Below are 12,833 nucleotides of genomic sequence, written 5' to 3'. Positions count from 1 at the left end.
AGGTATGAGTGTGACAAGTCGATCTCGTTTTTACAATTTTACTGCTAGTCTTGAAACGTATGCACTGATACTTTGTATGATCTCAGTTGCGGGGGCATTTTTGTTCCCGGATGCACTGACTGCGACTATCAAACCATTGATCATTAATGTGTTAGCAGTATTAGGCGGGCCATTTTTTCTGCTCGTGAATTTTTTATTGATTGGCGTGATAGTACTGGCGTTCAGCCCTCTTGGGCAACGTAAAATAGGGGGGGAACACGCAAAAGTTGAGTTTTCAAACTTTGGTTGGCTTTCTATGTTATTTGCTGCAGGAATGGGATCTGGTCTTGTTTTTTGGGGCGTGGCTGAACCCGCAATGCATGTTTTACAACCCCCTTTAAAGCAAAGTTTATATCCTGATCGCCAAGCAGCCGCGTTAGCTATCACATTAGTGAATTGGGGTGCACATGCGTGGGCTTTGTACGCAGTATTTGGCTTAGTGCTAGGTGGCTTAAGCCATAATAGTGGTAAAGCTGGTGATATTAGTGCCCCGGTGCTGAGTTTGACACGCTCATTTTTTAACAGAGCAGAGCAGTTAAAGTTAAAATTTTTGATTCAGTTATTAGCTATTTTGGCCATATTTTTTGGTGTGGTTGGTACGATTGCCAATTCAACTTTACTACTGAGTAAGGGAATTGAGTTAAAGCTGGATGTTCATACGCCGTGGTTGGTGGGGTTAATTATTATTGTGTTATTGGCTGTACTTTACAGCTTATCTGCACGATTAGGGCTTAAAAAAGGTGTGCAGACACTGAGTCAGTTTAACGTGTTTTTAGCATTTTTTATCCTTGTTTGGTTAATGACTATGGTACCCCTACAACCGATCATTGATGTGGCGATCAGTGGTAGCCAATATTATATCCACTTATTAGTAACGGGAACTTGGCAGTTCTCTAGCCAATTAAATGCGCCTAGTTGGGCGAATAGCTGGACCTATAATTATTATTTTTGGTGGTTAGCATGGGGACCATTTGTTGGTGTATTTTTAGCTAAAATAAGCCAAGGACGTCCAGTATGGCAATACATTGTTGGTGTGGTTATTGTGCCAACCTGTGTCACTATTTTATGGTTTAGTGTTTTTTCTGGATCTGCAATCGCTTGGGACAGTGGTCATAACAGCGGTATTATGGCCGCGATTAAAGTTGATTATACCCAAGGTTTATTTGTATTTTTTAAGCAGCTAGGCTGGCAAGGTGGTGTACTCATTTGGGCAAGTTTATTGCTTTTGTTGATCTTTGTGGCAACTTCTGTCGACTCTGCAATATTAGTGATACGCAACTTAGCTGGGGCAAAAAGCAGTCACCGTTTAAGCCTGTATACTTGGTCTTTTGTTCTTGCGTTGAGCAGCTGGGTATTGTTATTACAAAATAATGAACTACTTAACCGTAGTCTGGCAGTGATTGGTGCTCTGCCATTTTTGTTTATTTTTATTCTGCAGCTGATTGGTTTTGTGAAAGAATTTATGGCTGAGCTACAAGAGTAAGCATAAGATACTTACTCTTGTAATTGCTTTGCTGATTTAGCGTAGGGTATGTAAGAAGTGCATGTGTTTATGGTATTGATCGATCAGATCATTAATTACGGCTTCTTTAGACCATCCCATTACATCATAATCTTGACCACCTTCACGTAAATGAACCTCGGCACGGTAATAATTTTCATCACTATCGTCATCATCTTCATCATCAATTGTGTACGACGGTTTTTCATAAGAGCGGCGTTTTACTACATAAAGAAAGTCTATTTCTTCGCCAAGTAATACTCTTAAGCTGACTTGACCACGCTCAAGCTTATCAACATCAACGATGACCTCTAAGTTATGAGTGCCAAGCTCTTTGGCTACGCTTTGCATCGCGGGTAAAGCAATTGATTTAACAAATCGATTAACGTTGGTTTTATTTGGAAAATCAACAATATTGTTCAGGCGTTCTTGCCAACTTGCACCTTCACTGCCAGGTAAGGTAGGCGCAATTGGTGCTATATTCATTTGCAAGCTTTCCCGTTTGGCAATATCAACTCGCAATGCTTTGATCAAGCCGTATGTTGCTATGAGTAACACCACCGCAAAGGGCAGTGCACTGGCAATGGTCATCGTTTGCAGTGCCCCTAGGCCACCAACCATCAGCAGTACCGCAGCGACAACACCTTCACCACCGGCCCAATAAATACGTTGCCAAACAGGTGTGTTGTCTTTACCGTTAGAGCACAGCATATCTACTACCATTGAGCCTGAATCAGAGGAAGTAACAAAAAATACGATAACCATACAGGTGGCAATAAATGACAGTACACCAGACATAGGGAAGTTTTCTAAAAAGGCGAAAATTGAAATCGCGACATCTTGAGAAACAGCTTCACCTAGGCTTGTAACACCTTGATTCATGATCAAGTCAATGGCCGAATTACCAAAAAAAGTCATCCACATTAATGTAAAACCAGTTGGAATAAATAGCACACCCATTACAAATTCACGAATGGTACGTCCACGGGATACTCGTGCGATAAACAAACCAACAAATGGCGCCCATGACATCCACCAACCCCAATAAAGAATAGTCCAACCACCCATCCAATCCGTTTTTTCATAGGCAAATAAATTGAAGGTGTGGTTGACAATGTCGGATGCGTAAGCGCCTACGTTTTGCACAAACGCTTGTAATAAATAAACGGTAGGGCCAAGAATAAGTACAAATGCTAGCATGATGACCGCAAGGCCCATGTTTAATTCAGATAAAATACGGATCCCTTTATCAAGGCCTGTGGTAACCGAGATTATCGCTAAGCCTGTGACTGCTGCAATTAGGATCACTTGGGTGATAATACCCACGGGCACATCAAATAAATAATTTAACCCAGAGTTCACTTGCAGGACGCCATACCCTAGGGAGGTGGCGACGCCGAATACAGTACCAATAACGGCAAATACATCAACAGCATGACCAATTGGGCCGTAAATTTTATCGCCAATTAATGGGTAAAGCGCTGATCGTAATGTCAGTGGTAAGCCATGACGGTAGCTAAAAAAGGCTAAGATCAGTGCAACGATAGCGTAAATGGCCCAAGCATGTAATCCCCAGTGAAAAAAGGTGATTTTCATGGCTTCACGGGCAGCCTGTACGGTTTGTGCATCACCAACGGGAGGGTTCATGTAATGCATAACTGGTTCAGCAACCCCAAAAAACATTAAGCCTATTCCCATACCTGCACTAAACAGCATGGCAAACCAAGTAACATGATTATAATCGGGGGTCGAATGATCAGGCCCAAGCTTGATGTTTCCGTAGCGTGATAAACCTAAGAATGCCACCGTGATCAAAATAATGGCAACGGTTAACACATAAAACCAACTGGCATTTTGAACAATTGCAGCTTGCAAAGTATTAAAGAAGCTATCAGCTGTTGTTGGCGCTAACGCGGTAAACATGACTAATAGGATAATGAGTGCAGACGCCGTGTAAAACACGGGCGGATTGAGTTTTGATTTTTCTTCTGTGGTGGACATTGATATTCCCCGTGCTGAATTAAATGTTCATAGAAATAAAATTTCTAAAAAAGTATAGCATATTCAATTAATTAATTCATTGTCATGAACTTACAGTTTTTTACAGTGTTTTGTACTGTGTTAGTTATAGTATTAATTAACAATACATCAACGTAGTACAAGGATTTAATTTATGTTCAAACATTTTGTTGTAGCTTTAGCTGTTAGCCAATTATTGTCTGCATGTACCGTGGCTGGGGTATTGGTTGATGGCGCTATTTATTCAAAAGCAGATGAAAATTACGATGCTGATTTAGCGCTTTCCCCTGCGCATGTGGCGCCAGAAAAGGATTTTCCCGTTGGTGATCAACAAACATTTTCTTTTTCTGAGTTGGGTTTGGAAGTAGACCGATTCTTAGTTGGCTTAGTACAACAGCAATCACAGCCGCAAGTGCTCTGCAAGCGAGTGACTAAAACACTTAAAGAATGTGAGGAAGTACCGGCTGACAACCTCACACAGGAGCAGACTATTGAGCCTGCAAATACGATTGATGAAATAATAGGTGTTCGTCAATAAAGCTACTGATAAAAAAGTAACTATGGTCATAACCTGCATGCATGTTAATTTCAGCAGGGTAGTCATTCTCATTCACTTGTTGGAATAAGTTTTCAGTTTTTAGTTGTTCCACTAAAAAGTTATCAGCTTCACCTTGATCAATGCGCATTGGTAGGTAATTTTTTTGCTTGGCGTGTTTCATTAGCTCACAGGTGTCGTATTGGGCCCACGCCGATTTATCACTGCCTAAATACTGACTAAATGCTTTTTGCCCCCAAGGACAGTTAATTGGGTTCACAATCGGGCTAAACGCTGAAGCACTGGTGTAATTTTGTGGGTTACGTAGGGCAATCATCAACGCGCCATGCCCCCCCATAGAATGACCACTAATTGCTTTTTTGTCGGTTACTGGAAAGTGCTGCTCAATTAAAGCAGGTAGCTCATTTACCACATACTCATACATATTGTAGTGGGTGTTGTAGGGCGCTTGTGTGGCATTGACATAAAAGCCAGCACCTTGGCCGAAGTCATAGCTGTCTTCATCCGGAACATTGTCACCGCGTGGGCTAGTATCAGGAGCAACAATGGCAATGCCTAATTCAGCTGCTTTTTTAAAAGCACCGGCTTTTTGCATAAAATTTTCATCAGTGCAAGTTAAGCCTGATAACCAATACAGCACGGGAACTTTATTGGTTTGGCTTGCGCCGGGTGGCAAAAAGATAGCAAAACGCATTGTGCAGTGAGTACTGTTTGCAGTATGGCTATATTGCTTGTGCCAGCCACCGCTGACTTTTGTGGCACTTAAATTATCTAACATAGTATCCTCGCTAACAGGCCACCGAGCAAAAGCTGGGTGGCATGTGTACTTTATATTAGTAATGGATGACAGTACGAATACTTTTACCTTCATGCATTAGATCAAATGCGTCATTAATATCTTCAAGCCCCATGGTATGGGTAATAAAGTCATTAAGCGCAAATTCGCCCGCCATATAACGCTCTACAATCTCTGGTAGTTGTGAGCGTCCTTTCACACCGCCAAAGGCACTGCCGCGCCATACACGCCCAGTAACGAGTTGAAACGGGCGTGTGGAAATTTCTTGGCCTGCACCCGCAACCCCAATGATCACCGACTCTCCCCAGCCTTTGTGGCAACACTCAAGGGCAGAGCGCATCACATCAACGTTACCAATGCACTCAAATGAGAAATCAACGCCACCATCGGTCATCTCAACAATCACTTCTTGAATCGGTTTGTCGAAATCTTTTGGATTAATTAGATCTGTTGCGCCTAACTTAGTCGCCAGATCAAACTTAGAGGTATTAATGTCGATGCCGATAATGCGTGAAGCGCCAGCCATTTTCGCACCAATAATCGCAGATAGACCAATACCGCCTAGGCCAAAGATAGCAACTGTATCACCGGCTTTTACTTTTGCCGTATTTGTTACTGCACCCATACCCGTTGTTACGCCACAGCCAAGTAAGCAAATTTCTTCTAAAGAGGCTTCTTTATTGACTTTAGCTAGAGAAATTTCTGGCAGTACTGTGTACTCAGAAAATGTTGAGGTGCCCATGTAGTGATAAATTGGCTGACCATCTTTGAAAAAACGAGTTGTACCGTCAGGCATTAAACCTTTACCTTGAGTTTCGCGAACAGCCGAACACAAGTTTGTTTTACCTGAGGTACACATTTTACACTCACCACACTCAGCGGTGTATAACGGGATCACATGATCGCCCACTTCAACACTCGTTACCCCTTCACCAACAGCATAAACAACCCCAGCACCTTCATGGCCTAAGATAGCCGGAAAGATACCTTCAGGATCTGCACCTGATAAAGTGAACGCATCGGTATGACACACACCCGTTGCTGTGATTTTGACCATGACTTCACCTTTTTTCGGCATCATCACATCCACTTCTTCAACAGACAGTGGTTGGTTAGGTCCCCAAGCTATTGCAGCTTTTGATTTAATAAACTCTGACATGGGTTCTCTCTTTTATTAATTACTTAGATGGTTTAAAACAATAGCGCTATTTTATTTGTTTCTCAAACAATGTTAATCTTCATTTTAATAAAACACTTTTACAGTATGGTAATAATGAGTCGTTGGTTAGGCATAGATGAATTTATCGCAGTCGGCGAAGAGGGCAGTTTTACTCGTGCAGCCAGTGTGTTGGGTGTATCGGTAGCGCATATAAGCCGTCATGTTACGCAATTAGAGCAACGTTTAAACACACAATTATTAACCCGTACAACCCGAAAGGTAGTGTTAACCAAAGAAGGGGAAGTATTTTTACACCAGACCAAACACTTGCAGCACGCCTTAGACGACGCCACCGGCTTACTCGCTCAGCAACAAAGTACACCCAAAGGTAAAATTAAACTTACTGCGCCAGTGATGTATGGCGAAAGCTTTGTGATGCCTGCTGTACACACATTTATGCAGCAACACAGTGATGTTGAAGTAGAAATGGCGCTGAGTAACGAGCAAGAAAACCTATTAGAAGGTGGGTTTGATTTGGCTATTCGCTTGGGTCATTTAAAAGACTCTAGCTTAAAAGCACGGCGCTTAAGCGAGCGGCATTTTGTAATTTGCTGCTCAAAAGCCTATTTAGCGCGTTTTGGTGAGCCTCATACCTTAGCAGAATTACAAAATCATCAATGTTTAGTGGGTAACAGTAGTTATTGGCGAGTGTGCGAACAAGGGCGTGATAAGCATATTAAAGTAGCAGGACGATTACGCTGTAACAGTGGCTGGGCATTAGCGGATGCGGCAAAAAAAGGACTAGGTATTATTCAATTGCCTAACTATTACATTGAGCGTGACTTAGCCGCGGGGGATTTAGTACCAATATTGATGAACAGCCAGCCAAAGCCCGAAGGTGTGTGGGGCGTGTATCCCCCGAGACAGTTTGTGGCAACCAATGTACGTGCATTACTTGACCATCTTATAACGTCACTAAATTGAAGATCATTAAAAATAGGCGGGCCAATTGACGGCAGTAGTTGATTTGTCATTAATTTTTACATTTTTGCACATACCCAACAGCCGTTTATCTATGCTAGTATGAGCGCTGAATTGGCATTAAATGTAACCATAAATAATTATGTTTCAACCTGTTAGCCTGTTTATCGGGCTGAGATACAGTCGTTCCTCGAAAGGGAATGCATTTATCTCATTTATTTCGTTTTTCTCCATCGCCGGTATTGCCATAGGCTTAATGGCATTATTTACTGTTAGTTCAGTAATGAATGGTTTTGAAAATAACCTTAAAACTAATATGCTAGGCCTTATTCCCCATGTTGAAATTGCAGCTGATGGGCAAACACAGGCCCAAATGACGCAGTTACAAAATGATATTATGGCATCTGAATTTGTAAAACACGCGAGCTTGTATCGTCATGGTGAAGCAATTTTACAAACTAACCATGACCTTCACGGCGTATTGCTGCAAGGCTTATACGATGATAACGCATCTTTGTATAAAATCAGTGATAGAGTGACTCAAGGTAATTGGCAAACTGTTATGGCATCGCGCTATAACATTGCTATCAGTCGTTACTTAACTCGTAAACTCGGTATTGGTTTAGGTGATAAAGTACGGGTGATCATGCCCAATGCGTCAAGTTACACGCCGCTTGGTCGTGTCCCTAGCCAACGTTTATTTACAGTTGCGGCAATTTATGAAACCGGCTCTGAAATAGATATGAGTTTGGCGTTTACTAGTGGCGAATCGCTGCAACGGATTTTAAAGCTACCAACTAATAGCACACCAAATTTAAGCATTTCACTTTATGACCCTTTTGAGTTAGATACCTTTAGCGCATCAGCCAGCAACATTTTAAATCAATACACAGTCACCGATTGGCGTCAGTCACAAGGGACTTTATTTGCTGCTGTAGCTATGGAAAAACGCATTATGTCTATGCTGCTTGGGCTTATTGTGCTAGTGGCGGTATTTAATATTGTTTCAGCGTTGACCATGATGGTGAGCGAAAAACAAAGTGAAGTTGCTATTTTACAAACTCTAGGGTTAACCCCAGCACAAGTCCAGCACGTTTTTATGATCCAAGGTTTATACAACGGTTTAATTGGTACCAGTATTGGTGCAGGACTCGGCCTGTTACTCAGCGCTTATATTAACGAAGTATTAGCTGGGATTGGTTTAAACCTATTAACGGGGATTGCTTTACCCGTTAAATTTGACGTGATGAGTTTATTAGTGATTGCCATTGGCAGTATTACCATGAGCTTTTTAGCCACATTATATCCGGCACGTAAAGCTGCCAATGTTAGCCCCGCAGAGGTATTGCGTTATGAATGATTTAGTTATCCAATGTGAACAATTAAGCAAAACATATCAAGATGGTGCCAACCAAGTAGAAGTATTAAAAGGGATCGATTTAAGCTTGCAGCAAGGTGAAATGTTGGCAATTGTAGGCAGTTCTGGTTCAGGCAAAAGTACCTTGCTACATATTTTAGGCACACTTGATTCGCAAAGTGCTGGGACGGCTAAAATCAAAGGTCAGCAGGTCGCTAAGTTATCACGTGCTGAACAAGCTAAATTTCGTAACGACCATTTAGGATTTATTTACCAGTTTCATCATTTACTGATGGAGTTTAATGCTGTTGAAAATGTAGCTATGCCTTTATTAATAAAAGGTTTAAGTGCTAAAGAGGCCAATGTTAAAGCCCTCGCCATGCTTGATAAAGTTGGCTTGTCGCATCGCAGTAACCATAAACCCTCTATGTTATCTGGTGGTGAACGCCAGCGCGTGGCGATTGCTCGTGCCTTAGTAACTGAGCCTGATTTAGTTTTAGCCGATGAGCCTACAGGCAACTTAGATAAACAAAATGCGATTAAAATTTATGATTTGATCAAAACACTCAATAGCAGTTTAAACACCAGCTTTGTAGTAGTGACTCATGATTTAGAGCTCGCCGATAAACTAGGTAAAATTGCATACCTTGATGATGGTAAGTTGGCAATTAAAGAGGCTAATCATGTTGCTTAGTGCCTACTTAAGTAAACGTTTTAGAGCAAGTTCAGGTAGTAAAGACGAAAAAAATGGTTTTGTTAGCTTTATAGCAAAAGCCTCGACCATAGGTATTTTACTCGGTGTTGCTGTGCTCATTGTGGCTTTGTCAGTGATCAATGGTTTTGAACAGCAGCTTGTGCATCGTTTATTAAGTGTTGTACCGCAGGTTGAGTATGTTGCGCCAAATCGTGCAATTGATAATTGGCCTGAAAAAGTGGCAAAACTCACGAAGCAGCCAGGGGTAACGGGTGCTGCTCCTTTTATAAGTGTCAATGGTATGGCGCAATATAAAAGCGAACTAAAAGCGGTTGAAGTGCGTGGTGTTGATCCAGCTTTTGAAACTGAGGTGTCTGCGGTTAATCAGTTTACTTATGGCAAGTTGGTCAGCCAAATTAGCGAAGATGAAATTATTTTGGGCCAGCAAATTGTTAAACAGTTAGGCGTTGAACAAGGCCAGTTAATTACTTTATTGATCCCCCAAGTTAATCAAGCTGGTGCTGAAATACTCGCGCCAAAAAGGGTTACCTTAACATTGGTTGGTGTAATTGAAATGGGAGGCCCCATTGATAGCAGTGCGGCATTTATTCATTTAAGCAAAGCACAATCAGTACTTGGCTATGAACAACGACAAGTAACTGGGCTTCGCTTAGCAGTAAACGATGTATTTCAAGCACACCAAATAGCGCTGCGTGTTGGTCAAACAATTGATGATTATGTGTATATCTCTAGCTGGTTTAGAACCCAAGGTAGTTTATATCAAGATATACAAATGGTCAGAACCATCGTTTATATTGTGGTATTTTTAATTATTGCCGTGGCAAGTTTTAATATTGTTTCATCATTGGTGATGGAAGTACGAGAAAAGCAAGCTAACATTGCAATCTTAAAAACCATGGGTGCAAAAGACAGCACTATACTCGCAACGTTCATTTTGCAAGGGCTTAGCCAAGCCTTTATCGGCGTAGTGTTAGGCAGCTTTATTGGTGTGATGCTCGCGTTGAATATTAGTGAGCTATTTACTTTAGTGAGTCAGTTACTCGGGGCCAACCCTCTTGAAGGTGTTTATTTTATTGAATTTTTACCGAGTAAACTAGTATGGCAAGATATTGTGGTTACTGTGATCGTCACATTTATTCTCGCAGTACTGGCAACCCTTTACCCCGCATGGCAAGCAACCCGTGTTGATCCTGCTAAGGTGCTTGGCAATTGATCAAGTTTCATTTAAGAACCTGTGTATAAAAGGATTATTAATCAATTCGCACGTTACCTGCACGCTAATGAGGTTTATAAGGCGCACTTTGTATCAGTGGTGTAATGTCGATATTGGCATCGTGGCGTGGGGGGGCGAAAAATATCAATAGGGGAGCTTCATTAACTCTGTTAAACTGCACGGCTTCTTACTTAGCCAGCAATACTTGCTTGGTTGTCTTATCTTACTCTGGAATTTACTTTGACTAATAATGATATTTTACGTCGTCTGCGTTATACCTTTAATTTAACAGATACTAACATGATTGAAATTTTTGCGGCGGCGGATCATGTTGTCACACCACTACAAGTAACAGGTTGGCTGACGAAAGAAAGTGAAGCAGGGCATGTAGAGCCAAGTGACACTGAATTTGCGACTTTTCTAAATGGTTTTATTAATACAAAACGCGGTAAACGCGATGGCGAGCAGCCACTTCCAGAGCGCACACTAAATAATAATAGTATTTTAATGAAATTGCGTATTGCACTGAATATGAAAGCAGACGATGTGATTGCGGTACTGGCGTTGAGTGGCTTTAACTTAAGCAAGCATGAGTTAAGTGCTTTTTCACGCAAAGTAGATAATAAGCATTACCGTGTTTGCAACGATCAGGTGTTACGTAATTTCTTAACCGGTATTCAGCTACAATTACGTACAACGGTTAGCGGCGAATAGATTGTCTATTATATCGGTATGGCAAACGTTATTGAAACACAATACCTTGTTTATCGTTAGAAAAAGCTAAATGCTAATTGTGCTGCTGTTAAAGCTCTATTTCCCCAAGCTACTCACAGCATGAGTGTGCTTGGGTTTATATGCGGAATTTCTGGGTAAAAATTTAATTGTATTTTCGTTAACTCAAAAATAATTCACGTTACTAGGCGTTAATTATAAGGCTTCATCATGTTAGAGTGTTAAAAATTCTATTTTTTAAGGGTCTTACTATATGAATCACAAACTTGATCACGTTTATTTTAACATCTGATACAACTACAAATTTTGAACACGGAAGAATAATTATGAATTATATACACAGTACAATTGCGCAATTAAAACAGACGAGTCCGGCACAATGCGAATTTTACCAAGCAGTAGAAGAAGTGCTAGAATCACTCGAACCTATCCTCGAAAACTCCGCTGAATATCAAAAAAATGCGATTATCCAACGATTAGTAGAGCCTGAACGGCAAATTATGTTTAGAGTTCCTTGGGTTGATGATGAAGGCAACATTCACGTTAACAAAGGGTATCGAATTGAATTTAACTCCACCCTAGGCCCCTATAAGGGCGGCTTACGTTTTCACCCAAGTGTGAACGCCAGTATCATAAAATTTTTAGGGTTTGAGCAAATATTTAAAAACGCATTAACCGGGCTGCCTATTGGTGGTGGTAAAGGCGGCGCTAACTTTGATCCTAAGGGCCGCTCAGATGGCGAAATCATGCGTTTTTGCCAATCATTTATGAATGAAATGTACCGTCATATTGGCCCAACGACCGATGTTCCTGCGGGTGATATTGGTGTTGGCGCGCGTGAAATTGGCTATATGTTTGGCCAATATAAACGTTTGACTGGCCGTTACGATGGCGCGTTTACAGGGAAAAGTTTGGCCTGGGGCGGCTCATTGGTTCGTAAAGAAGCAACGGGTTATGGTGCTGTGTATTTTGCTAATTACATGCTGCAAGAGGCCAATAACTCTCTGCAAGGTAAACGCTGCTTAGTATCAGGTGCTGGGAATGTGGCTATCTATGCGATGGAAAAGCTCTATCAATTAGGCGCAACCCCTATCACGTGCAGTGATTCAACAGGCACACTTTATCATGAGTCAGGAGTTGATCTTGCGCTTGTTAAACAGCTCAAAGAAGGTGCTCGTGCAAGTTTAGCTGTGTATTTAGATACTCACCCGGATGCGCAATATATTCCAAAAGTTGATTATCCATGTGATGGCCACGCCGTATGGCGATTTGCTGCAGATGCCGCATTTCCATGCGCAACGCAAAATGAATTAACACAAGCTGATGCCGAAATGTTAATTGAAAATGGCTGCATTTTAGTCAGTGAAGGTGCAAATATGCCCAGCACCAAAGAAGCAATCGACGTGTTTCTTGCCGCTAAAATAGCGTATGGTCCAGGTAAAGCTGCTAATGCTGGCGGCGTTGCTACGAGTCAATTAGAAATGGCGCAAAATGCCAGTATGCAATCGTGGACATTTGAAGAAGTTGATTCTAAGTTGCAGCAAATAATGAAAAACATCTTTGATACAGCTAGTTGCACAGCAACTGAGTTTGGCCAGCCAGGCAATTTAGTGTTAGGCGCTAATATTGCTGCATTTCGTCGAGTTGCAGATGCAATGATAGAGCAAGGTGTGGTCTAGTCATTAAGTCAAACTAAGCTTATTAAGCCCACTACTTCCAGTGGGCTTTTTAATGGTGATTACACAGTTTATTGCACTAATCGGTA

General features: G+C 41.5%; 11 protein-coding genes. 8 read left to right on the top strand and 3 right to left on the bottom strand.

Going from position 1 to position 12,833, the window contains the following annotated elements:
- The first annotated feature begins 10 nt into the window (after window positions 1-10).
- Window positions 11-1,522, top strand: coding sequence for a BCCT family transporter (locus tag CWB85_RS05485; RefSeq protein ID WP_249314794.1), 1,512 nt, complete (start codon window positions 11-13; stop codon window positions 1,520-1,522).
- A 36-nt stretch (window positions 1,523-1,558) separates the two neighbouring features.
- On the opposite strand, the gene CWB85_RS05480 is transcribed toward CWB85_RS05485, so the two are convergent.
- Complete coding sequence (locus CWB85_RS05480; RefSeq protein WP_016707265.1) at window positions 1,559-3,541, bottom strand: BCCT family transporter; 1,983 nt, start codon at window positions 3,539-3,541, stop codon at window positions 1,559-1,561.
- 172 nt (window positions 3,542-3,713) lie between these two features.
- Here CWB85_RS05480 and CWB85_RS05475 point away from each other — a divergent pair, with 172 nt between their 5' ends.
- Entirely contained in the window at window positions 3,714-4,097 is a 384-nt protein-coding gene (locus CWB85_RS05475) for a hypothetical protein (RefSeq protein WP_138554326.1), read from the top strand.
- Here CWB85_RS05475 and fghA read toward each other — a convergent pair.
- Together fghA and CWB85_RS05465 are read right to left on the bottom strand one after the other, a co-directional pair.
- Entirely contained in the window at window positions 4,048-4,893 is an 846-nt protein-coding gene (gene fghA / locus CWB85_RS05470; RefSeq protein ID WP_016707263.1) for an S-formylglutathione hydrolase, read from the bottom strand. The two genes, CWB85_RS05475 and fghA, sit on opposite strands and share 50 nt — an antisense overlap.
- A 55-nt stretch (window positions 4,894-4,948) precedes the next feature.
- Complete coding sequence (locus CWB85_RS05465) at window positions 4,949-6,070, bottom strand: S-(hydroxymethyl)glutathione dehydrogenase/class III alcohol dehydrogenase (protein WP_016707262.1); 1,122 nt, start codon at window positions 6,068-6,070, stop codon at window positions 4,949-4,951.
- Window positions 6,071-6,184: 114 nt separating this feature from the next.
- Here CWB85_RS05465 and CWB85_RS05460 point away from each other — a divergent pair, with 114 nt between their 5' ends.
- From CWB85_RS05460 to gdhA, 6 genes are all read left to right on the top strand, one after another.
- A complete protein-coding gene (locus CWB85_RS05460) occupies window positions 6,185-7,054 on the top strand; it encodes a LysR family transcriptional regulator (RefSeq protein WP_016707261.1) in 870 nt (289 codons plus the stop codon).
- Between the two features lie 139 nt (window positions 7,055-7,193).
- Complete coding sequence (locus CWB85_RS05455; RefSeq protein ID WP_138554325.1) at window positions 7,194-8,411, top strand: lipoprotein-releasing ABC transporter permease subunit; 1,218 nt, start codon at window positions 7,194-7,196, stop codon at window positions 8,409-8,411.
- Window positions 8,404-9,102 (top strand): lipoprotein-releasing ABC transporter ATP-binding protein LolD, encoded by a 699-nt coding sequence (gene lolD / locus CWB85_RS05450; RefSeq protein ID WP_016707259.1) that lies wholly within the window; start codon window positions 8,404-8,406, stop codon window positions 9,100-9,102. The genes CWB85_RS05455 and lolD overlap by 8 nt, the downstream gene beginning before the upstream one ends.
- On the top strand, window positions 9,092-10,336 hold the full coding sequence (locus CWB85_RS05445) for a lipoprotein-releasing ABC transporter permease subunit (protein WP_016707258.1): 1,245 nt from the start codon (window positions 9,092-9,094) through the stop codon (window positions 10,334-10,336). The genes lolD and CWB85_RS05445 overlap by 11 nt, the downstream gene beginning before the upstream one ends.
- A 240-nt stretch (window positions 10,337-10,576) precedes the next feature.
- Window positions 10,577-11,050: a YehS family protein gene (locus CWB85_RS05440; protein WP_138554324.1), complete on the top strand. Its 474-nt coding sequence runs from the start codon at window positions 10,577-10,579 to the stop codon at window positions 11,048-11,050.
- Between the two features lie 344 nt (window positions 11,051-11,394).
- Window positions 11,395-12,747 (top strand): NADP-specific glutamate dehydrogenase, encoded by a 1,353-nt coding sequence (gene gdhA, locus CWB85_RS05435; RefSeq protein WP_016707256.1) that lies wholly within the window; start codon window positions 11,395-11,397, stop codon window positions 12,745-12,747.
- Window positions 12,748-12,833: the final 86 nt, after the last annotated feature.

Origin of the sequence: Pseudoalteromonas sp. S1727 (assembly GCF_005886375.1) — a bacterium.
Lineage (GTDB): Bacteria > Pseudomonadota > Gammaproteobacteria > Enterobacterales > Alteromonadaceae > Pseudoalteromonas > Pseudoalteromonas haloplanktis.
This window is presented reverse-complemented; position numbering and strand designations above follow the sequence as displayed.